General features: G+C 71.8%; 18 protein-coding genes. 10 read left to right on the top strand and 8 right to left on the bottom strand.

Annotated elements, in window-relative coordinates; genetic code table 11:
• The first annotated feature begins 196 nt into the window (after positions 1 to 196).
• The 3 genes from AQJ84_RS08330 (at position 197) to AQJ84_RS08320 (ending at position 6,102) form a co-directional block, all read left to right on the top strand.
• A complete protein-coding gene (locus AQJ84_RS08330; RefSeq protein ID WP_030044718.1) occupies positions 197 to 1,225 on the top strand; it encodes a LacI family DNA-binding transcriptional regulator in 1,029 nt (342 codons plus the stop codon).
• Between the two features lie 108 nt (positions 1,226 to 1,333).
• Complete coding sequence (locus AQJ84_RS08325; RefSeq protein ID WP_053191995.1) at positions 1,334 to 4,609, top strand: discoidin domain-containing protein; 3,276 nt, start codon at positions 1,334 to 1,336, stop codon at positions 4,607 to 4,609.
• Positions 4,606 to 6,102: a family 43 glycosylhydrolase gene (locus AQJ84_RS08320; protein ID WP_030044721.1), complete on the top strand. Its 1,497-nt coding sequence runs from the start codon at positions 4,606 to 4,608 to the stop codon at positions 6,100 to 6,102. The genes AQJ84_RS08325 and AQJ84_RS08320 overlap by 4 nt, the downstream gene beginning before the upstream one ends.
• A gap of 58 nt (positions 6,103 to 6,160) precedes the next feature.
• Here AQJ84_RS08320 and AQJ84_RS08315 read toward each other — a convergent pair whose 3' ends face one another.
• From AQJ84_RS08315 to AQJ84_RS08285, 7 genes are all read right to left on the bottom strand, one after another.
• Positions 6,161 to 6,943, bottom strand: a complete 783-nt coding sequence (locus AQJ84_RS08315; RefSeq protein ID WP_030044722.1) for a LamG domain-containing protein — start codon at positions 6,941 to 6,943, stop codon at positions 6,161 to 6,163.
• A gap of 31 nt (positions 6,944 to 6,974) precedes the next feature.
• Positions 6,975 to 8,201 carry a PP2C family protein-serine/threonine phosphatase gene (locus AQJ84_RS08310; protein WP_198536342.1) on the bottom strand — a complete coding sequence of 409 codons (1,227 nt, stop codon included), beginning with the start codon at positions 8,199 to 8,201 and terminating at the stop codon, positions 6,975 to 6,977.
• A gap of 100 nt (positions 8,202 to 8,301) precedes the next feature.
• Positions 8,302 to 9,060 (bottom strand): IclR family transcriptional regulator, encoded by a 759-nt coding sequence (locus AQJ84_RS08305; RefSeq protein ID WP_030044724.1) that lies wholly within the window; start codon positions 9,058 to 9,060, stop codon positions 8,302 to 8,304.
• 59 nt (positions 9,061 to 9,119) lie between these two features.
• Entirely contained in the window at positions 9,120 to 10,094 is a 975-nt protein-coding gene (locus tag AQJ84_RS08300) for an Lrp/AsnC family transcriptional regulator (RefSeq protein ID WP_030044725.1), read from the bottom strand.
• A gap of 193 nt (positions 10,095 to 10,287) precedes the next feature.
• Positions 10,288 to 11,877 (bottom strand): MFS transporter, encoded by a 1,590-nt coding sequence (locus AQJ84_RS08295; protein WP_078632401.1) that lies wholly within the window; start codon positions 11,875 to 11,877, stop codon positions 10,288 to 10,290.
• A gap of 296 nt (positions 11,878 to 12,173) precedes the next feature.
• A complete protein-coding gene (locus tag AQJ84_RS43710) occupies positions 12,174 to 12,596 on the bottom strand; it encodes a ribosomal eL19 family protein (RefSeq protein WP_063753209.1) in 423 nt (140 codons plus the stop codon).
• Between the two features lie 254 nt (positions 12,597 to 12,850).
• Positions 12,851 to 14,563 carry an IlvD/Edd family dehydratase gene (locus tag AQJ84_RS08285; protein ID WP_030044728.1) on the bottom strand — a complete coding sequence of 571 codons (1,713 nt, stop codon included), beginning with the start codon at positions 14,561 to 14,563 and terminating at the stop codon, positions 12,851 to 12,853.
• Between the two features lie 277 nt (positions 14,564 to 14,840).
• Between AQJ84_RS08285 and AQJ84_RS08280 the strand changes: the two genes are divergently transcribed.
• From AQJ84_RS08280 to AQJ84_RS08260, 5 genes are all read left to right on the top strand, one after another.
• Positions 14,841 to 15,920 carry a zinc-dependent alcohol dehydrogenase gene (locus AQJ84_RS08280; RefSeq protein WP_053191993.1) on the top strand — a complete coding sequence of 360 codons (1,080 nt, stop codon included), beginning with the start codon at positions 14,841 to 14,843 and terminating at the stop codon, positions 15,918 to 15,920.
• Positions 15,921 to 15,986: 66 nt separating this feature from the next.
• A complete protein-coding gene (locus tag AQJ84_RS08275) occupies positions 15,987 to 16,178 on the top strand; it encodes a hypothetical protein (RefSeq protein ID WP_030044731.1) in 192 nt (63 codons plus the stop codon).
• Positions 16,175 to 18,433, top strand: a complete 2,259-nt coding sequence (locus AQJ84_RS08270) for an FUSC family protein (protein ID WP_053191991.1) — start codon at positions 16,175 to 16,177, stop codon at positions 18,431 to 18,433. The genes AQJ84_RS08275 and AQJ84_RS08270 overlap by 4 nt, the downstream gene beginning before the upstream one ends.
• Positions 18,434 to 18,553: 120 nt before the next feature.
• Positions 18,554 to 19,243, top strand: a complete 690-nt coding sequence (locus AQJ84_RS08265; protein ID WP_030044732.1) for a GAF and ANTAR domain-containing protein — start codon at positions 18,554 to 18,556, stop codon at positions 19,241 to 19,243.
• A gap of 279 nt (positions 19,244 to 19,522) precedes the next feature.
• Positions 19,523 to 19,987, top strand: coding sequence for a hypothetical protein (locus AQJ84_RS08260; RefSeq protein ID WP_051870259.1), 465 nt, complete (start codon positions 19,523 to 19,525; stop codon positions 19,985 to 19,987).
• Between the two features lie 105 nt (positions 19,988 to 20,092).
• On the opposite strand, the gene AQJ84_RS08255 is transcribed toward AQJ84_RS08260, so the two are convergent.
• Positions 20,093 to 20,389, bottom strand: coding sequence for a hypothetical protein (locus tag AQJ84_RS08255; protein WP_030044734.1), 297 nt, complete (start codon positions 20,387 to 20,389; stop codon positions 20,093 to 20,095).
• A 401-nt stretch (positions 20,390 to 20,790) separates the two neighbouring features.
• On the opposite strand from AQJ84_RS08255, the gene AQJ84_RS08250 reads away from it, so the two are divergent.
• Complete coding sequence (locus AQJ84_RS08250) at positions 20,791 to 21,285, top strand: MarR family winged helix-turn-helix transcriptional regulator (RefSeq protein ID WP_030044735.1); 495 nt, start codon at positions 20,791 to 20,793, stop codon at positions 21,283 to 21,285.
• A gap of 149 nt (positions 21,286 to 21,434) precedes the next feature.
• Complete coding sequence (locus AQJ84_RS08245) at positions 21,435 to 22,052, top strand: DsbA family protein (protein ID WP_030044736.1); 618 nt, start codon at positions 21,435 to 21,437, stop codon at positions 22,050 to 22,052.
• Positions 22,053 to 22,075: the final 23 nt, after the last annotated feature.

The raw sequence follows: 22,075 nt of genomic DNA, 5'->3' as shown, positions 1-22,075 counted from the left end.
CTGACAGTCCGTCAATCCCCCTGCACGCAAAGGCCGCAGGGCGGTGAACGAAACCAGTGGAATCCGTCCGCGCCCACCTCGACCGAAACAAGTCGCGTACGGTTTTACGCGCGACGTGCCGCCCTGCCACCCCGCCAACCCGCCACACCGCCACCCCGACGGCTTCGGCACGCGAGCGCGAGACAGGAGATCACCCGTGACCCAGACCGCCGACCCCGCTCGTTCGCAGCCCGCCACACTCAACGACGTCGCCCGGCTGGCGGGCGTCTCCATCGCCACCGCCTCCAAGGCCCTAAACGGCCGCAGTCAGGTCCGCGCCGAGACCCGGCAACGGGTGGTGGAGGCGGCCGAGCGGCTGTCCTTCCGGCCCAACCAGCTGGCCCGCGGGCTGCTGGCCGGCCGGACGGGCACGGTCGGGCTGCTCACCAGCGACCTGGAAGGCCGCTTCAGCATCCCGATCCTGATGGGCGCCGAGGACGCCTTCGGAGCGGGCGAGGTGGCGGTCTTCCTCTGCGACGCCCGCGGCGACTCGATCCGTGAGCAGCACCATGTCCGGGCGCTGCTGGGGCGCCGGGTCGACGGCCTGATTGTGGTGGGCAGCCGGACCGACCCGCGTCCGTCCCTGGGCCGCGAGCTCGCCGTCCCCGTCGTCTACGCGTACGCGCCCTCGGACGATCCCGCCGACCTGTCCATCGTCCCCGACAACGTCGACGCCGGCCGGATCGCGGTGGAACACCTGGTGGCCTGCGGCCGTACCCGGATCGCGCACGTCACGGGTGACCCCGGATACCTCGCGGCGCGGGAGAGGGCCGACGGAGTGCGGGCCGCCCTGTCCGACGCCGGGCTCGCCCTGGTCGGGGAGCCGCGGTTCGGCGCCTGGTCGGAGGGCTGGGGGCGGGCGGCCACCGCGCTGCTGCTCGACCGGCATCCGGAGGTGGACGCGGTGCTGTGCGGCAGCGACCAGATAGCCCGCGGGGTGATGGACGTGCTGCGCGAGCGCGGCCACCGGGTGCCGGAGGACGTGTCGGTCATGGGCTTCGACAACTGGCAGGTACTGACCTCCGGCTCCCGCCCGCGGCTGACCAGCGTCGACATGAACCTGGAACAGGTCGGGCGCACGGCCGCGCACGCCCTGTTCGGTGCGATCGGCGGTGCCGCGCGCTCGGGCGTCGAGGCGCTGCCCTGCCGGGTGGTGATCCGTGGGTCGACGGCTCCCCTGTCCTGAACCGTTCGTACGGTGAACTCGGCTCTCACACACCTCTCTTGACACTCCGTCAGCTCGCTCCTACGTTGCGAAAACCTTTTAGGTCGTTTCAGCAAAGGGGAGCCTCCGATGCGAAGACGAACAGCACCCTTCCTCCAGCGCCTGCTGCTCGCCCTGGCGCTCGTCATCTGTTCCGTCCTCACCGCGACCCCGGCCCACGCCGCGCAGACCATCGGGTTCCCCACGTTCAGCGGCCCCTCGGTCCCGGCGCCGCCCGTCGCGCACACCACGGGCGACATGATGCGGGCGATCTACGACGCGGAGAGTTCGGGCACCGACTTCTGGATGGACCGTCTGCTGGCCCGTTCCGGCAACGACCCTGCCGGTCCCTGGCTGATGAGCCGTGGACGGGCGCTGTTCATGAAGACCCACGACCCGGCGGTGCTCGGCTTCGGCGGTCACGTCGCCTACTGGGAGAGCGTCAACGACAACAACGCCTACACGGTCGCGGTCTCCCCGGGCACCTTCACCGAGCAGGTCTCCCAGCGCCGTCAGACGCCCAGCCACTGGAAGAGCGTGCACACCGGCGGCTCGGTCACGATCGACCAGACCAAGTTCGTCACCGACAACAACGTCGCCGTCACCAATCTGTCGATCAGGAACAACGGCAGCGGGTCCACCACACTGCAGCTGCGGGCGACGTCGCCGTACGCCACCACGGGCACCGGCAGCGAGCTGACCGGGCAGGTCAACACCTACAACAACCTGACCACCCTGCGCCCCCGGCTCACCGGCGACGGGTTCGCCGTCTCGAACGGCGGTCTGAACCGGTCCGTGACGATCGCGGCAGGAGCCACGGTGACCGTCAAGGTGGTGATGGGCTTCGTCGCCGACGAGATCCCACAGTCCCTCAGTGACTACAACGCCTACGCCGGCTACTCCCCCGCGACCGCGTTCGCCACCCACGTCAAGGCCTACAACCTGTGGTGGGCACAGAACGTGCCGTACATCGACGTTCCCGAACCCGCGATCAAGAAGAACATCTACTACCGCTGGTGGCTGATGCGCTTCAACAGCCTCGACGCGGACATCCCCGGCCAGACCTTCCAGTTCCCGACCTCGACGGAAGGCGTCCTCGGCTACAACAACGCGATCGCGCTCACCCAGCCGATGCACATCGACGACCTCAAGTACCTGCGCAACCCGGCCTACGCGTACGGGGACTGGCTGAGCGTGGGCCAGACGTCGAAGGGCGGCCGCTTCCTCGACAATCCGGGTGACCCGGAGAACTGGTCCAACAGCTACACGCAGTACATCGCGGAGGCGGCCTGGAAGAGCTACCAGATCCACGGCGGCCAGCCCGCGATCGCCGCGAGCCTCGCCCGCTACGCGGAGGGCGACGTCAAGGGTCAGCTCGCCCACTACGACCACGACAACAACAAGCTCATCGAGTACGACTGGGGCGCGCTGACCGGCAACGACGCCGACGCGGTCTCCTTCCACTGGAAGCCCGGCACCATGGACCGGGCCGAGTCCGCCTACCAGTACAGCGGCGCCCTGGCCGCGGCGCAGGCCTACGAGGCGAGCGGCAACACGGCCAAGGCCACCGAGATGCGCACGCTCGCGGCGCAGATCAAGGACGCGATCGTCAACGTGCTGTGGAACCCCGACCGGCGGTTGTTCGAGCACCGGCTCAAGTCGACCAACGAGTGGGTGCCCTGGAAGGAGATCAACAACTACTACCCGTTCTCCGTCGGGGCCGTCCCCGACACCACGACGTACAAGCAGGCCCTGCGCCTGTACGACGACCCTGCCCAGTACCCGGTCTTCCCCTTCTACACGGCCAACCAGGTCGACAAGAAGGCGGCCGCCGACGCCGGGGAGCCCGGCTCCAACAACTTCTCCACCATCAACTCCACGGTCCAGTTCCGGCTGTACTCCTCGGTGCTGCGCAACTACCCCAACTCCTGGATGAACGCGACCGACTACAAGAAGCTCCTGTACTGGAACACCTGGGCGCAGTACGTCGGCGGCAACACCCAGTGGCCCGACGCCAACGAGTTCTGGGCCGACTGGAACGGCAGCACGATCGACTACCGCTCCTGGATCCACCACAACATCCTCGGCAGCAGCAACTGGACGGTGATCGAGGACGTCGCCGGTCTGCGGCCCCGCAACGACGCCAAGGTCGAGCTCTCCCCGATCGACATCGGCTGGAGCCACTTCACCGTCAACAACATCCGCTACCGGGGTGCCGACCTGTCCGTCGTCTGGGACGACCCGGCCGACGGTGTGGTGCGCTACCCGGGTGTGCCGCAGGGCTACTCGATCTACGTCAACGGCAGCCGGGCCGCCACCGTGAGCTCACTGGTGCCCTTCACCTGGGACCCGGCCACCGGCGACGTCACCACGAGCGGCACGGTCACCCACCGCACGGCCGTCCCCGGCCTCAAGGCCCCCCAGCAGGTCGTGCAGGACAGCCCCCGGATGGTCGACATGCTCGCCAAGGCCGGCGTCGACCTGACCGCCGACCTGACCAACCTCGCCGCCGGGGCGACCGCGTCCGCCTCCCACACCGGGTCCGGCAGCACCGTCTCCGGCGCGGTCGACGGCTACCCGACGAACGAGCCGTTCTGGGGCGCCGGCGGTTCCGCCGACAGCCAGGACTGGTACGAGCTGGACTTCGGCACCGCCCGCACCCTGAACGAGGTGCGCCTGCACTTCAAGGACAGCCGCCCGGCGAGCACCGCCTACCGGGCGCCGTCCGCGTACACCATCCAGTACCACAACGGCAGTTCGTGGGTGAGCGTGCCCGGCCAGACCAGGAGTCCGGCCACGCCGCGGGCCAACTACAACGTCGTGCAGTTCCCCGCGGTCAGCGCCGGGCGGGTGCGGGTCCTGGCCACCCACGCCTCCGGAGCCAGGACGGGCCTGACCGAGGTCAAGGTCTTCCACCGGGGTGGCGTCCAGCCACCGGCCAACCAGGCCACGTCGGCGACGGCGTCGGCCTCGTACACCTCGCCCTGGGAGAGCGTGAGCGCGGTCAACGACGGGCTCGACCCGACCTCGTCCAACGACACCGTCAACCCGCGCTGGGGCACCTGGCCGGAGACCGGGCAGCAGTGGGCCGAGCTGACCTGGCCGTCCGCCAAGACGCTCGGCAAGGCCGAGGTGTACTTCTTCGACGACGACCAGGGCATCGACATGCCCGCCTCCTGGAAGCTCCAGTACTGGAACGGCAGCGCCTACGTCGACGTGCCCGGTGCGAGCGGCTACCCCCTGGCCAGGAACCAGTACAACACCGTCACCTTCACCGCCACGAGCAGCACACGTCTACGGGTGCTGCTCACCGGCAACGGCACCAACTCCGTCGGCCTCCTCGAAGCGAAGGTGTACAGCCCGTGACCCGGTCCAGAAGTCTGTCCGTACTCATCGCCCTGCTCACCCTGGCGGTCGCCTTCCTGGTCGCGCCGCCACCCGCTGCCGCCGCCGTCACGTTCACCTCGACCGGCGTCAACCAGAACGGCGGCAACTGCCTGGACCTGCCGGGCGGTTCGTCGGCGAACGGAACACAGCTGCGCGCTTTCACGTGTGACACCGGCACGAACCAGAACCTCGGGTTCGCTCCGGTGTCGGGAACGGGTGACACCTACACCATCACCACCCGGTCCGGTCAGTGCGTCGACGTCCACGGAGCGTCCACGGCGGACAACGCGGCGATCATCCAGTGGCCCTGCCACGGCGGGAGCAACCAGCGGTGGCGGCTCGCGCCGGTGGCGGTGAGCGGAACCGACAAGACCTTCCACCTGGTCTCCGTCAGCTCCGGCAAGTGCGTGGCGCCGAGCGGTGGTTCGTCGGCCTCGAACACCAGCCTGGTGCAGCTGCCGTGCGGTTCGGCGAACGGCAGGGTGTGGCGGCTGCCCGGATTCACCGATGGCGGCACCGGCCCGGGCACGTTCACCAACCCGCTCTCCCAGCGCGGCCCCGACCCGTGGCTGACGTACCACGACGGCTTCTACTACCTCGCCACCACGACCTGGAACTCCGCGGTCACCATGCGCAAGGCGAGCACCCTGGCGGGACTCGCCACCGCCACCGACCAGGTGATCTTCAACCTGACCCGGCCCAACGGGGCCGGCACGATGTGGGCTCCGGAGTTCCACCTGCTGGACGGCCCCAACGGGAAGCGGTGGTACTTCTACTACACGGCCGGGCGGGAGCCGTACGACCTGGGCACCCAGCGGATCCACGTGCTCGAGAGCGCCGGCCTGGACCCCATGGGGCCCTACACCTTCAAGGCCGACCTGCTCGACCCGACCCAGGACAACACCTGGGAGCTGGACCCTGGCATCCTCCAACTCAACGGTCAGCTCTATCTGTTGGGCACCTTCTACAACGGCTCGCAGCCCATGTTCATCCGACCGCTGTCCAACCCGTGGACGGCGAGCGGCACCCGCCGGGTGCTGTCCACCCCGACCTACAGCTGGGAGACGGTGGGCGGCGCGGTCAACGAGGGCGCCGAGGTGCTCCAGCGGGGCGGAAAGACCTTCATCGTGTACTCCGCGAGCCACTGCTCCACACCCGACTACAAGCTGGGCATGCTCACCTACAACGGAGGTGACCCGCTCAGCTCCTCGTCCTGGGTCAAGTCGCCGAACCCGGTCTTCCAGCGGTCCAACGCCAACGGCGTGTACGGCCCCGGCCACAACGGCTTCTTCAAGTCACCCGACGGGACCGAGGACTGGATCGTCTACCACGCCAACAGCTCGGCGAGCGGCGGCTGCGACATGAACCGCTCCACGCGAGCGCAGAAGTTCACCTGGAACGCCGACGGCACGCCGGACTTCGGCACCCCGGTGGCCCTGGGGGTCCCGCTGACCGCCCCGTCAGGGGAGTGACCGGTCCGCGTCGGTGGGGCGTCGCCACGACGTCCCACCGACGTGCGGCGGCAGTTCTTCAGGGGGCGCACCCTCCCACGCGCTTGCTGCTCAGCGCCACGTCGTCCATGCGGACGTCGTACGCGGAGGGCGTGGGGCCGGACTGGTACAGCTGCCAGCCCAGCTTGAGCGTGTCGAAGCGCGGGAAGACGAAGTCGTCGCCGGTTCCGCCGTGTTGCTTGGTGGAGACCGTCAACTCTGACTGCTCCCTGCCGTCCAGATAGACGGTGACGCGGTTGTCGGTCGCGTCGAGGTGGAACTCGACGCACTGCCAGGTCCCGGCCTTCGCGGGCGCGGAGGTCTTCCACGCGGTCCAGTCGCCCGTGGGCCCCAGGTCGGAACCGACACCCCAGAAGTTGCCCTGGTCGGTGGGTGCGTACTGCCCGCCCAGCGGGCGTACCAGCGTGGGGGTGTCGGAGCCGGCGGCCTCCGCGATGGTCCAGTGCGCCCAGTCCGGGGCGGTCGGGAAGTCGGCCACGCGCAGCCTCAGCCGGGCCCAGAAGCTGTTGTGGGCGGGCGCGAGGTCGGACAGGACGAGGAAGGCACGGCCGTTGCCCTCCGTGCGCAGCCGCAGCTCGCGGCCGTGCCCTCTGGTGCTGGGTTCGACGGTCAGCGAACCGTCGGCGGTGTCGGTGGTCCAGCCGCGGCCGGCGGTGACCGGGCCGAGGGGAAGGCGGTCGAAGCTCTCCCGTACGAACGTGGCGTGCGGGACAGGGGCGGCGGAGGCGGTGGTGGGGGGTATCGCGATCAGTACGGCCGCTGCGGCCGACAGGGCGGCAGCGGCCTTCCTCATGCGTCTCATGCGGCCAAGTCTGCAACATCCGCAACAGGATTCACACCGTCTCCGTGGAGGAGCTTCCGGCGCAACGGCCCGCCGGGACAACGGACTTGGGAGCGGACGTCCTGGGGACGGCCGCCTCGTCGGCGGTCGGTTTGCGGATCAGGAGCAGCGCCGCGTCGTCGTGTAGGCGCCCGCCCACATGGTCCAGCAGCTCGCCGTGGAGCGCGCCCAGGGTGCCCGCCGGGTCGTCCGACACATGGCGCGCCAGTCCGTCGACGAGGGGGTAGAACTCCCGGCCGGGGTCCCGGGCCTCGGTGACCCCGTCGGTGTACAGCAACAGCTGATCCCCGTCGGCGAAGGGCAGCGACTGGAGGCGGGGGGTCTGGTCGGAGAGCGCGCGCAGCCCGAGGGGCGGGGTCGGATGGGTGGGCTCGACCGCCGCCACGTCTCCGGAACCTCGCACCAGCAGCGGAGGCGCGTGTCCGCAGTTCACCATCTGCAGTTCCCCCGCCTCCGGGTATCCGGCGACGATGGCGGTGACGAAGTCGTCGTGGCCGAGGTTTCGCGCCAGGCTCCGCTCGATCCGGTCGACGACGGCGAGCAGATCGGGCTCGTCATAGGCGGCCTCCCGGAAGACACCGGTGACCAGCGCGGCGGTCCCCACGGCCGGCAGCCCCTTGCCCCGCACGTCGCCGACGATCAGCCGCACTCCGTACGGGGTCGACATGAGTGCGTAGAGATCGCCGCCGATACGGGCCTCCGCCGCCGCGGCACTGTAGCGGACGGCCACCTGGAACGGTCCGACCGTCGCCGGTACCGGCTTGAGCAGGGCGTGCTGGGCTGCCTCCGCGACCGAGCGGACGTCCGCGAGCACCCGTTCACGGCGCCCGCGCATCGCGCTGGCCAGGCCGCCCGCGAGCGTGACGGCCACCAGGGCGGACAGTACGGCCGCCAGTTCCGGGCCCGGAATGCCGTCCCGTGCCCCGAGGCTCGCGCCGAGCGCCGCGCCGATCAGGCCGACGCAGAAGACGCCGCGCGGCCCGTTGGTGGTGGCGGCCAGCGCGGGTCCGGCCGCGAGCATGGGCAGCCAGATCATGCCCGCCCCGCCGACGAGGTCGACGATCGCGATGACCGAGACGACGAGCACGGGCAGTACGGGTGTTCCGGCCGTCAGGTGCGCGGCGGCGCGCCTGCGGGCCGAGGCCCGGGCACGGGCCGATCCATGCCTGGACGGCCGTATGGGCTGGTGCTCGCCACCACGGTCTCGGGCCTGGCTCATATGTAGTCCGCAGTCCTCACCTGTGTACGGGGCACACTCCCGAGATGCCCCTTTCATCCAGGAAACGAGGAAAGGTCCGGTCGCCACAAGAAGAGGGATTTCAGATAGTGAGCGACAGGCTCCTGGTGACGCGGCTCGCGGTCGGAAGCAGCCGCCCCAGGACCTCCTCGATCCGGGCGCGCCGGCCGACCGGCAACGAGACGCCGAGCGAGCCCAGGGTGTCCCCGCTGTAGACGGGCACGGCGACACAGACCGTGCCGAGGGAGTACTCCTCGAGGTCCGTGACGGCCGGAGCCAGGGGTGAGGCGTCCAACTGCCGGACCAGTTCCGGCAGGCTGGTGATCGTGCGTGGCGTGAGGTCGGCCAGGTGATGCCGGGAGAGGTAGTCCTTGCGGGCCTCGTCGTCGAGTTCCCGCAGCACGGACTTGCCCAGCGCCGTGGCGTGCCCGGCGTCCTCGAACCCCACCCAGAGGTCGACCCGGGGCGCCCGGGGGCCGTCGACGATCTCGGCGACCCGGATCTCGCCCTCCTCGTAGAAGGTGAGGTAGGCGGCGGTGGCGAGTTCGTCCCGCAGGGCGGCGAGGGTGGGGCGCACCCGGCTGAGCATCGCCTGTCCCCGGCTCATGGTCTGCAGCGTCTGCATCTTGTCGCCCAGCACGAACCCGCCGTCGTCCAGCTTGCGCAGATACCCGTCGTGCACCAGCGTCCGCAGCAGGTGGTAGGCGGTGGCCAGGGGCAGACCCGCCTCGCGCGCCAGCTGCTTGGCCGGCGCGCCGTTCACGTGCGCGCTCACCACCTCCAGCAGCCGCAAGGCCCGCTGCACGGACGTGATGAGCGTGGGGCCCTCCTGCGCACCCATACCCCCAGCGTGCGTCAGGGGGAGGGCGCGGGCAAGCCCATGGTGGTCGGCGGTCCGCGTCAGCGGGTCGGTTCGTACGTCAGCTGTTTGACCTGGCGCAGGGTGAGAGTCGTCTCGACGGCCTGGACGCCCTGGAGGGCTCCGATCTTCTCGCTGAGGTAGTGGTAGAGCCTGCCGGTGTCGGGGGTGGCGACGGAGGCGACCAGGTTGGCCTGGCCCGTGGTCGCCGCGGCGAAACCGACCTCGCGGTGTCGCGCGAGCGCCCGGCCGGCGTCGGCCAGTGCGGAGGGGGCGACGGTGAGCCAGAGCATGGCGCCGACGTCCAGGCCGACGGACTCACGGTGGTGCTGCACTTCGAAGTAGAGGGCTCCCGAGGCGCGCAGCCGTTCCACCCGTCGCTTGACGACGGACTCCGACTGGCCGGTCGCGGTCTGCAGTTCGCTGAACGTGGCCCGGCCGTCGCGGCGCAGCAGGGCCGTCAGGGCCTCGTCGTCCGCGTCGAGGCCGATGATCGCGTCGTCCGGCTCGAGCCGGGACGGACGCAGCGCGTCCGCCTCGTGCGGGGAGAGCGCCTGGATCTTGTCGAGCCAGCCGAGCCGGCCGCCGTAGAACTTGTGGAGCAGGCAGTGGGCGCTGACGGAGATGACGCGCGGCGTGCGCTGCAGTCGGTCGAAGAGGAGCTCGTCGCGCTCCTCCCGGCTGCGGGGCTTCATGGCGCACAGAACCTCGGTGCCGGCGGAGATGAGGTCGACGTAGGAGGTGTCGGAGCGGCGGGCCAGGGCGTTGGCCAGCTGTCCGGCCACGTCGGGGGTGCAGCGCAGCCGGACGAGCCAGCTGGTGCGGCCCAGCCTGCTCTCGTCGACCATGCCGACCACCCGCAGTCCAGCCGTGGTGCGCAGCCGCCGGAAGCGTCGCGCCACGGTCTGGTCGGACACTCCGAGCACCTCGCCGATACGGCTGAAAGGTGCCCGTCCGTCGAGTTGCAGGGCCTGCAACAGCTTCAGGTCCAGCTCGTCGAGAGGCTGGGAGTCCACGGTGACCCTCCTGGTTCGGGGCGGTGGCGGCCGGCCGTCGAGACCGGGGAACGCCTGCGGCTCCCGCCGCGCGACGGGGCCCGGGACCATCCTGCGTGATCCCGGGCCCCGGTGAGGCGCCGCGCCCGTCCCCACGGACGGCGCCGGTACCGGGCCGGCGTTCCGCTGGTGCGCGGGCCCGGTACGTCAGCGGTCAGCCGCCGGAGTGGCTGCCGGCCAGGGAGCCGGCGTCATCATGGCCCTGGGCCGGGGTGCCGGTGGGGCTCTCCCCGGCGGCCCCCGGGCGGGGGGTGACGATCGCGGGCGGTGCCGTGTGCGTCGGGCGGCGCAGCAGCACCGCGCCGACGGCTGCGGCGAGCAGGGTCAGCACGGCGGCGACGACCAGGCAGAGGTGCAGTCCGTCGAGGAACGCCTCCGACAGCGCGCCCAGGACACGGGGGGTGTCCGCGCCGAGGTCGGCCCCGCCGACGGCGCCGATACCGCCCTGCTCGGCGAGCGTCGTGACGTGCTGGACGGTCCGGCCGCTGAGGCCCGCGTCGGTGAGGTGGCCGGGCAGGGCGTCGACGGCCCTGGTGGTGAGCAGGGCACCGAGGACGGCGGGGCCGAGCGCGGCACCCACCTGCCGGAAGGCGTTGTTGCCGGCGGCTGCCATCCCCGCCTGGTGGAAGGGCACGGAGCTGACCGCGGTGGCGGTCATCGGCGTGATGACGAAGGCCATGCCGAGGCCGAGCAGGGCCAGCCGCCAGGCCAGCGACCCGAAGGAGGTGTGCACACCGATGTCGGTGAGGGTCAGCAGCGCGACGGTGGCGACCAGCAGACCGCCGGGGATGAGCAGCCGTGGCGAGACCCGGTGTACGAGGCGGCCGACGGGGGCGCCCAGCACGAGCGGGACCATGGTCACCATCAGCAGGCGCCAGGCCGCGTCGAGCGTGGACAGCTGCTGGACCAGGCCGAAGTAGAGGCTGAGGGCGAAGAAGAAGCCGATCAGACCCAGGAAACTGATCATGGCGATCAGGGTGGTGGCGGTGAAGGCCGGGCTGCCGAACAGGGTGAGGTCCAGCATGGGGTCGGCGCTGGACCGCTCCACCAGCACGAAGGCGACGGCCCCGACCGCGGCCGTCGACAGCGCCACCATGACCTTGACGTCGGAGAAGGACGCGGCGCCGCCTTCGATGATCCCGTAGACGAGGGCGGTGATCGTCAGCGCGGCGGTGATCTGGCCCGGCCAGTCCAGTCGGCGCACACCCGGTGCGCGGGAGTCGGTCAGCAGCTTCGCGCCACAGGCCGACGCGAGGAGGGACGCGGGCACGGGCAGGAGGTAGATCCAGCGCCAGTCGACGTGGTTGAGGACGGTGCCGGCGATGACCGGGCCCAGGGCCAGGGCGGCGGTGAGGGCGGTGGCCCACAGGCCGATGAACCGGCCGCGCTCGCGCGGGTCGGGCACCGCGTGGCTGATCAGGGCGAGGGTGGTGGGCATCAGGGCCGCCGCGCCCAGTCCGGCCAGCGCCTGGCCGGCCCAGACGACCTGGACGTTCTGCGCGCACAGCGCGACGAGGGCGCCGATGCCGCTGAGGGCGAGACCCGCCTGGTAGACCTTCTTGCGTCCGTGCACCTCGCCGAAGACCCCGGCGGTGAGGATGAGGGCGGCCATGGGCAGGACGAACGCGTCGGAGACCCAGGCCAGCTCGGAGGTCGAGGCGCCCAGGGCCCGCTGGATCGCGGGCAGGCTGGCCGAGACGGTGGTCACCGGCAGGTAGGCGACGAACACGCCGACGCAGGCCATGACGAGCGTGGCGGCCCGTCGGTCATGCGGCGCGTTCGCCTTGGTCGTGGGATTCACGAGAGATGCTCCCTTGCGGCGCCGTGAGGCGCTGGGCACTGGGTGAGGCTGACGTGCGCCACTCTCGGCCGCGTGAGCCACCCTGAACCAGCCACCGTCCGCCGAAGGTCGGACATCCGACATCCCGAGCCCGTTTTCCGGGGATTCTCGACCCCGCGCTCACCTCGGCAGCGGCGGGCCCGTGGCGTGCGGCCGCATGCCGAGCGGCCCCGGCTGCCCGGCCGGGACCTCGCTGCCGGTCATGCCACGCGAGAGCGCTGTCGCGCCGCGCGTGCGGGCGTGGCCGACGTGCGTACCGGCGTGGCCGACGTACGGGCAGCCTCGGCCGACGTGCGCGCGGGCGGGGCCGACGTGCGCGCTGGTGCGGCCGACGTGCGTGCGGGTCGGACGCGGTAGGTCGACTTGGCCGGATCGAGGACGGCCTCGCCGAGGGTGATCCGTCCCGCGGAGTGCAGCGCGTCGCACTCGGCGGTGGGCAGTGCGGCGTAGCAGCTCCCCCTGCCGGTGTCGGGGTCGAACGGCTGCCAGTAGCTGTATCTGCGGCGTCCGTCCGCGTGCACCGTGAGGAACACGGGAGTGCAGGGGGCGGAGACGATGCGCAGGATGTCGTGGCCGGTGGTGCTGACCGGGGCGCTGGACCGGCCGCGGTAGGGCAGCAGCATCGTCACTCCTCCCCTGCTGTGGCGGCGGGGTCCTGTACTGGTTCGGGGCTGAGGCGCATCGGCGGTGGCCTTCCTGGGCGGGGACGCAAGATCGCCTACCCCGGCTGGGCAGTCTTGATCTTGCTTTCTCGGCATTGTTCAACACACCACTGACAATGCGTCGGACGCGAGAACGGATGACCGGCTCGCCCGCCCTCCCCCGTTCCCCGCGAGGCCCCTGCCCAACGGGTCGTCAGGAGAGGGACCTGGCGGGTTCAGTGGGATTCGCGGCTCACCTCCGAGCCGCTGGAGCCGATGAGGAAGTCCAGGTCAGCGCCGGTGTCGGCCTGGAGGACATGGTCGACGTACAGCCTCTCCCACCCGCGACGGGGGTCGGCGAAGCCCGCGACCGTGGCCTCGGCAGGGGTCCTGCGGGCGAGTTGGTCCGGGGGCACGTCCACGTCGATCCGGCGGGCTTCGACGTCGAGGCTGACGAAGTCGCCGGTCCGAACCAGCGCGAGGGGCCCGCCGGCCGCGGCCTCCGGGGCCACGTGCAGCACGACCGTGCCGTAGGCGGTGCCGCTCATCCGGCCGTCACAGACGCGGACCATGTCGCGGACTCCCCGTTCCAGCAGCTTCTTCGGCAGCGGCATGTTCGCCACCTCGGGCATGCCCGGGTAGCCCTTGGGGCCGCAGCCGCGCAGGACGAGGACGGAGTCGGCGTCCACGTCGAGGTCCGGGTCGTCGACGCGGGCGTGGAAGTCCTCGATCGAGTCGAAGACGACCGCCCGGCCACGGTGTCGCAGCAGGTGCGGGGAGGCAGCCGCGGGTTTGACGAGCGCACCGTCGGGTGCGAGGTTGCCGCGCAGCACGGCGATGCCGCCCTCGGTGACCAGCGGTTCGGCGCGGGCGCGGATGACCTCTCCGTCCAGGATGGCGGCCTCGTCGAGGTGGTCGACGAGCGGCTTGCCGTTGACGGTGAGGGCGTCCGGATCGAGCAGGTCGCGCACTTCGCGCAGGACGGCGAGCAGGCCGCCGGCGCGGTGGAGGTCGTCCATGAGGAAGCGGCCGGCCGGCTGGAGGTCCACGAGGACCGGTACGCGGGAGCCGATGCGGTCGAAGTCGTCGAGCGTGAGATCGATGCCGAGGCGGCCCGCGATGGCCAGGAGGTGGACGACCGCGTTGGTCGACCCGCCGACGGCGGCCAGCGCCACGATCGCGTTGTGGAAGGAGGCCTTGGTGAGGAACGTGCCCGGGCGCCGGTCGGCGGCGACCATGTCCACCGCCAGCCGCCCGGTGTGGTGCGCGGCCTCCAGCAGCCGGCTGTCGGGCGCGGGGGTCCCGGCCGTGCCGGGGACGACCGTGCCCAGGGCCTCGGCCACGATCGCCATCGTCGAGGCGGTCCCCATGGTGTTGCAGTGCCCGCGGCTGCGGATCATCGCCGACTCGGAGCGGACGAACTGCTCCTGCGAGAGCGTGCCGGCCCGGACCTCCTCCGACAGCCGCCACACGTCGGTCCCACAGCCGAGCGGGGTGCCGCGGAACGTCCCGGTCAGCATCGGGCCACCGGGCACGACGACGGCGGGCAGGTCCACCGAGGCGGCGGCCATCAGCAGCGACGGGATCGTCTTGTCGCAGCCGCCCAACAGGACGACACCGTCGATGGGGTTGGCCCGCAGCATCTCCTCGGTGGCCATCGCCGCCATGTTCCGCCAGAGCATGGCCGTGGGCCGCACCTGCGTCTCGCCCAGCGACACCACGGGCAGGTCCAGTGGGATGCCTCCCGCCTCGTAGACGCCGTTGCGCACCGAGGCCGACACCTCGTCGAGATGCGCGTTGCAAGGGGTCAGGTCCGAAGCGGTGTTGGCGATGGCGATCTGCGGCCGACCGGCGAAGGCGTCGCCCGGCACGCCCCGTCGCATCCACGCCCGGTGGATGTAGGCGTTGCGGTCCTGGCCGTCGTACCACCGCGCGCTGCGGAGCGTCACCCAGGGCTCCTTCCAACAGTCGGTACGGCGGTCTACTGTTCGGAACGCGATGAAGCCTACGCAGACGTACGACGGGGCGACAGACCCCGGCGAGTGTGGCCCGGGTGGCGCCGACAACGCCCTCCGGCGCGCTGAACGTCAGCGCACCGGTCCACCACAGGACGCCCCCGGAAACGCCGGCCGACGTGCTCGACGAGATCCGTCTCCTCCTGGGGCCACTGGGGCTGTCGCGCCGACGAGAACGGACCTCCCGAACCACCACGGTGAGCGTCCCCCGATGCGCGCGTTCGTCCTGACCGCCCCGGGCCGGTACGCGGTCGAAGAGGTGCCCGCACCCGTGGCGGCGCCGGGGGAAGTCGTCGTCGACGTCGAGCGCGTCGGAGTGTGCGGCACCGACATGGAGTTCTTCACCGGCGAGATGGCCTACCTCCACCAGGGACACTCCTCCTACCCCATGCGGCCGGGCCACGAATGGGCGGGCCGTGTGGCGGCGGTCGGCGCGGGCGTCGACCCCCTCTGGACCGGCCGCCGCGTCATGGGCGACACGATGCTCGGCTGCGGCACCTGCCGCCGCTGTCTCCGGGAGCGTGGGCATGTGTGCGACAGCCGGCGGGAGGTCGGCATCCGCGGGGCCCAGCCCGGCGCCCTGGCCGAGCAACTGGCCGTACCCGCCTCCTCGTTGCACGTCCTGCCGGACTCCGTCGACCCGGTGCTCGGTGCCCTCGTGGAGCCGGGCGGCAACGCCCTGCGCGCCGCCCGGGCAGCGGCGCCGCGCCCGGGCGAGCGCACCCTGGTCCTGGGGCCCGGGACCATCGGTCTGCTGGTCGCGATGTTCCTCCGCGCCGCCGGGGCGGAAGTCCACCTGATGGGTCGCTCCGGCGACTCCCCCGCCTTCGCCCACAGCCTGGGCTTCGAGCACGCGTGGGCGGAGGACTCCGTGCCGGACCTGCCCTTCGACGCAGTCGTCGACGCCTCGAACGCCGTCCATCTGCCGCGCCGGGCCCTGGAGTTGGTCGAGCCCGGCGGTCGCGTCGTGTACATCGGGCTGGCCGGCGCACCCAGCGGGATCGACACCCGCGCGCTCGCCCTCAAGGACGTCACCGCCGTGGGGGTCCTCTCCGCCTCCCCCGGTCTCGACGCCACCATCCGGGCCTACGCCGACGGCTCGGTGGACCCCAGACCGCTGGTCGCCGCCACCGTGGGCCTCGACGAGGTCGGCCCGGTACTCGCGGGCGCACGCCCGGCCGGCGCCGGCCCCGGTCCCAAGATCCACGTCGACCCCCGAGCGGGTCGGGCGGGGGACCCGCCGAGGCCGGAACGGCCGAGCTGCGGTGCCTACGGGGGCGGCCGACAATAGGGGTGGCGGGGCGCCCTACCGGACCCCACGACACCTCGGCGGCGTCGGCCCGAGAGGAACGTGCTCATGCGCGCTGAGTCTTCGCCGGCCGCGCGGACGGGGGCCTTGGTCGCGGTCGCCCTTGCCCTGTCCCGCGTCCAGCGGGCGCTGATCCTGGCGGCTTCCCCTCGCGTCGCGGCCGTACGCCACCGGCTCGTGGTCCTGGGCGGGGTTTTTCCGCTCGGCTCGCGCGCGACGCGCGGCGGGAGTCCGCCGTGAGGAGCGGGGCCGAGCGGGCCGCGGTCCTGCACCGGTCGGCGCGGGTGACGCTGGCCGCGTCCGCGGGCTTCTACGCCTTCCGGTACGGCCTCGACGAACCGGTGCCCGCGTTGTACTCGCTGTTCGCGCCCATCGCCCTCGGGCTGCTCTCCTCGATCCCGGGCTCGGGGCGGCAAAGGGCCGCGGTGATGCTGAAGGCGCTGCCGGTGGGCCTGGTCCTGGTGGCGCTCGGGACCGTGCTGGCGGTGCGGACCTGGGCGGCGGTGCTCGGGATGCTCGTCGTCGGCTTCCTCCTCGCCTTCGCGGCCGTCGCCGGACCGCGGCCGGCCGGAGCGGCGCCGGGACTCCAGCTCTTCTACATCCTGGCCTGCTTCCCGCCGTACGAACCGCGGACCCTGGGGCTGCGGCTGACCGGGCTCGCCGTGGGCGTGGTGCTGCTGGCGCTGTGCGAGTGGTTCGTCCTGCCGCAGCCCGCGGGCGAGACGTACCGGTGGAGCCTCGCGAGAGCCGTGGCGATCGCCGGGGACACCCTGGCCGGCCGCACCAGCCCCTCCCCCGGGTTCCTGCGCGCCGCGGGCGCGCGGCTGCGCCTGTCACAGATCCCGCCCGCGGAACGCCCCGCGGGCCCGGGCCGCGCCGTCCGCGGTCTCGCCCAGGCGGGTTCCGCGGTCCGGCGACTGCTCGAACAGCTGGCCCATCTGACCGAGACGGGACGACTGCGCGACCTGGTCCAGGGCGGGGGTCGGGGGGACGTCAAGGGCGGGGGCCGGGGGGACGTGAAGGACGGCCGGTGTTCCGACGCGGCAGCCGAGTGGCTGCTGCCGCGGGTGGTGCTCCGGTGCGACGAGAGTGCCGCGGCGCTGCGAGCGGGGCGGGGCGCCCCGGCCCCCGCGCACATGGACGAGGCGATCGGCGCCTTCCAGGCGATGCGCGTGCGACAGGCGGCGGAACCCGCCGTTCCGGGGCGGGCGTCCCTGTCGGTGCTGCGTCGGCAGGCGGCGCTGCTGGCGGTCGCCGAGTCGGTACGTGTCCTGGAGATCTCCGTACGGGTCGGCCTCGACGGTCGGCGCACCCGGCCGATCGAGCCGCGGGAGCTGTTCTGGTACACGGAGGCGCCCACGTCCCGGCTGTGGCTGCGCCGGATCGTCGGCAACCTGACGCTCCGGTCCGTGCTGTTCCACAACGCCGTCCGGATCGCGCTGGCCCTCGGCGCGGCACGGCTGGTCGCCGGCACGCTCGACCTGACCCACGGGTTCTGGGTGCTGCTGGCGGTGCTGACGCTGAGCAGGACCACTTTCGGTCAGACGTGGGCGGCCATGCGCGAGGCGGTGGCCGGGAATCTCGTGGGTGCCGTCGCGGCGGGTGTCCTGCTCATCGCTGTCGGACAGCACACCGACGCCTACGCCGTGCTCCTCGCACCGGGCATGCTGCTCGCCTTCGCGCTCGGGCCGCTGCTCGGCATCGCCTGGGCACAGGGCCTGTTCACGCTGGTGGTGGCCACCGCGTTCTCCCAGATCGCCCCGGCGTCCTGGCGGCTGGCCGAGGCACGGATCCTGGACGTGGTGACCGGCAGCGCCATCGGTCTGCTGTGCGCGATGCTCGCCTGGCCGGCCGGTGCCCGCCGGGAGGTGCGCAGGACCATGGCGGGGCTGCTGCGCGAGTGCGCGCCGCTGATCAGGGACACCGTCGCCGCCCTGACGGCCGCGCCGCCGGGCTCCGTGCCGCCCCCGTCGACGCTCCGCGCCCTGCACCGGCTACGCCTGGCCGAGTCCGCCTACGCCCAGTTCCGCAGCGAACCGGTCGGCGGCGCCCCCGCCGGCGCCGACTGGCACGGCGTGCTGATCGCGGCCCACCAGATCCTGCTCGGTGCCCACTGGCTGCCCCGCTTCGACCTGCCCGCGACCGCCATGCCGCCCGCAGCCGTGGAGCAGGCACGCGTCGATGGCCGGGCGGCGGTCGCGACCGTCGAGCGGCTGGCCGCGCTGTGCGGCGGGGACCCGCCGCCGGACGCGACGCGGCCGGAAACCGCGCGCCCGCCCCCACCGCCGCCGGCCCCGCTGCCGACGCTGGTCGACCTCGAGGCGTGGCTGACGAGCCTCACCGCCCGGCTCTCCCGCGCCGAGACCGCCCTGACCCGTACGAGCGCCGACACGGCGGCTGAGGCGACGGGCGGGACGGCGGGCGTCACGGCGGCCGGCGGAACTGCCCGTTCCGCGACCGGGCGGGGCGGGCATTCAGGCCGCCCGCCGGAGTGACACCTCGCCACGGCCATGGCGAAGCGCCACGGTGGGGGCGTAGTTGTCGGCGCTGCGGTGAGATGTGCATGAAAGGCTGGGCCGAAGGCTCACCCAGAAGGAGCGAGACGCGGAGGACACATGGACTGGGGTCGGTTCGCGCAGCAGATGGCGTCGATGGCGCGCGATCTGCTGGCGCAGGAATCCGTGAGCTCCACGCTGGATCGGATCACCGGCTCGGCCACCGAACTGGTGGAAGGCTGCGACGCGGCCGGCATTCTGGTGCTGCACGGCAGCAAGGCCGAATCACTCGCCCCCAGCGACCAACTGGTCATCGACAGTGACCGTCTGCAGGAGCGGCTGGGCGAGGGCCCCTGCTTCGATGCCGCGCGCAAACGGGAGGGCGAGCGGGTCTTCCGTATCGCGGACTTCACCGACGAGCAGCCACGATGGCCCGCCTACGCGCCCCAGGCCCACGCGCTCGGCGTGGGCAGCATGATGGGGTTCCTGCTGTTCACCGAGGACGAGCAGTTCGGCGCGCTCAACCTCTACTCCCGCCGGGCCGGTGCCTTCACCGAGGCCAGCGAGCTGGCCGGGTGGCTGCTGGCCTCCCATGCGGCGGTCGCCTTCTCCAGCGCCCGCACCCATGCGCAGATGGAGCACGCCGTCGCCACCCGGCACGTCATCGGGGAGGCCATGGGCATCCTCATGGGCAGCCACCACCTCAGCGAGAAGGAGGCTTTCGACGTGCTACGCCGCTTCGCGCAGGAGAACAACATCAAACTGCGCGAGGTCGCCCGCCGGGTCTGTGAACGAGGCAGCCTGTCCTGACCCGACGCGCGCGGCTCCTCCAGCTCGTGGGCTGAACCAGAGGAGCCTGGCCTGGCCGGCCCCCAGGGGAACGCCGCCGACCCCGGCTTGCCCATCAAGTCCCCCACCCTGGGCTTCTCACGCGTACGGAGCGTCGATCCCGCCCAGGATCCGTGCATGACGACCCCCAGGACGGGCGGTCCGGCACGTCGATCAGCGGGAGAACACGGCCTCAGGACGGCGCGACAGCGTCGTGACGCCCTCTGTGACCGACGCCGAGGCGCCCCTACCATCGAACCCGTGGACTGGGGGACCCTCGCGGGCACGGTACTGGGCGCCGTTCTGGGCGTGAGCACGACCTTGCTGGCCGAACGGTCGCGGTGGCATCGGGAGAACTCGGCCCGTGAGCGCGCGGTCAAACAGCAGCTGTACGCCGAATACCTCGGGGCGCTCTCGCTCACCACGCACCGCCTCCGGGACCTGAGGCGGAGCACCGGCCTGACCAGGGAGGATCGCATCGAACAGGCGGGCGGGATCCTCGGGTCCACCAACGCCTACCACCTCCGCTACCAGATGCTGATCATCGCTCCCGAGCACCTCGGCGCCTTGGCGGACCAGGCGTTCATGCGAGTCCGGGACCTGCGGGACCTCTTCGACGAGCCCGACGTCGCCACGGATCCGGGGTGGCCGGCGAGCCAGGCCGCCCTCACCCAGGCCCTCCAGGCCCTTCGCGCCGCCATGCGCTCCGAACTCACCGCCGACTGAAAGTGACGCGCCCGGGCGCGGAGAGTGACCTGCCTCCAGATTGGTCCGAGTTCCGTCATGCGCTCACTGACCTCCCACGAACACTGGCTCCTCGGATCTCTCATCTCAGGCGGCTGGAGCCGACGACGGCCTCAGGCCGACTGGACGGTCGGCGAACGCGTTCTCCGAGTCGACCTCGTAGCAGATGTTGACACTCGAGTCCCCGAGAGTCGCGTCGGCGAAGCGCTGGACGTCCTCAATGGACGTCGTCTCCCAGAGGCACGTCACGACGGACCCGTCGACATGGGGGTAGAACTGCAGCACCCGGGTGCCGTCGGGCGCTCCGATGCCGTCAATCAGGGCCTGGCCACGGGGAAACGCTGTCTCCGGGTTCAAGATCTTGTGCTGGACCACGACGTACATGGGGCCCTCCTGGTCTGGTGTCGTGTCGTTCGACGATTCGACGCTGGGCGTGCGGAGGTGGACGCCGCGTCGCACATGTTCACCACTTCCATTGTGGACTGGGACAGTCTTTCCCGGCCACGTGACTCAGACCGGGGCGAACGCCACCAGGGCGGCACTCCTGACGGCCGACGAAGCGCGGCAGCAGGCCGGAGCCGGCGGTCCACTGCCTCACCACCGAGGTCGCCGGTGGTTTCACCCTGCCGAAACGGCGAGGACCGGAGGGCCGGGCGGTCAGTGGGCAGCGGCCAGCGGTCAGTGGTCAGCGGTCACGGCAGTGACTCCCCTTTCTGCTGTCGACCCGGCCGTCCGAGGCATGATCGGTACGGTGGTACCGGGACGACGAGAGGGGCGGCGCGACCGTGGGCGAGGAAGCGGAGATCAGAACGGCCAAGGAGGCCGCGGACAACGACCTGATCCTGGCGTTCGGACGGCTGCAGGGGGCGGCGAACCGACTGGAGTACGTCCTGGGCCGGGCACTCGAGGAGGAGTGCGGCATCAGCCATCTGGTGTTCGAGGTGCTGCTGATCCTCGGGCGGGCCGGCGAGCCGGGGCTTTCGATGCGGGCCATCGCCCAGGAACAGGTCCTCACCACCGGCGGCGCCACCCGGCTGGTGGACCGCATGGAGGCGGCTGGGCTCGTGACACGCGCGGAATCCCCTGAGGACCGGCGCGGAAAGCTGGTGCGGCTGACGCCACAGGGCGAGGAGACCGTGGTCCGCGCGTCCCTGGTCCACGTGGAGAACATCAAACGGCACCTCGTGGAACCCCTCCCCGCGGCCGACCGCGAACGCTTCGCGGAGGATCTCCGGATTCTCAGCCATACGGCACGGGACGTTCTGCCCCGCCTGCCCTGATCTGCGGGCGGGCGCAACAGTGATCTGATGACGCGGGCCAAGCCCACGTGTCCCACGTCACAGGAATGGAAAAATATCTGACGCGTCAGTTACTGTTCTGTCAGATACACCGCTCGCATCCGGCGGGCGCCACACTGCCGAGGTCCCCGATGAAGCTCGTCTACGTCTTCGACGCCTACTGCGGCTGGTCACACGGGTTCTCCGGAACGCTGAGCGAGGTCGCCTCCCGTCATCCCGACCTGCCGGTCGAGGTCGTCTCCGGCGGCCTGTTCACCGGGTCACGCCGGGTGCCGATCCGCGAGTTCGGCTACGTCCAGGGCGCGAACGCGAAGATCGCCGAGCTGACCGGCGCCGAGTTCGGCCGGGCGTACGAGCGGCTGATCGCCGACGGCTCGTTCGTGATGGACTCCGAGGCCGCCGCGCGCGGTGTCGTCGCGCTGCGGCAGGCCGCTCCCGCCCGTGCGGCGGAACTGGCCGCGGCGCTCCAGCGGGCCTTCTACGTCAACGGCCTCGGCCTCTCCGACCCGGCGACCTACCGGCAGGTCGCCGAGGCGGCCGGACTGGACGCCGACGCCGTGGTCGCCGCCTTCGAGACGCCCGAGGTGCGGGTGGCGGTGGACGGCGACTTCCACCGCGCCGCCTCGCTGGGCGTCACCGGCTTTCCCACCCTCCTCGCCGTCGACGGCGACCGGGTGACCTCGCTGGCCCATGGCCACGCCACCGCCGACGAGGTCGACCGTCGGCTCGCGGACCTGCGTACTCACTGAGCGTCCCCGCCCCCGTCTCCAAC

Source organism: Streptomyces resistomycificus, assembly GCF_001514265.1.
Classification (GTDB): Bacteria; Actinomycetota; Actinomycetes; order Streptomycetales; family Streptomycetaceae; genus Streptomyces; species Streptomyces resistomycificus.
Note: the sequence above shows the minus strand (reverse complement) of the source record. Positions and strands in the feature narration are given on the sequence as shown.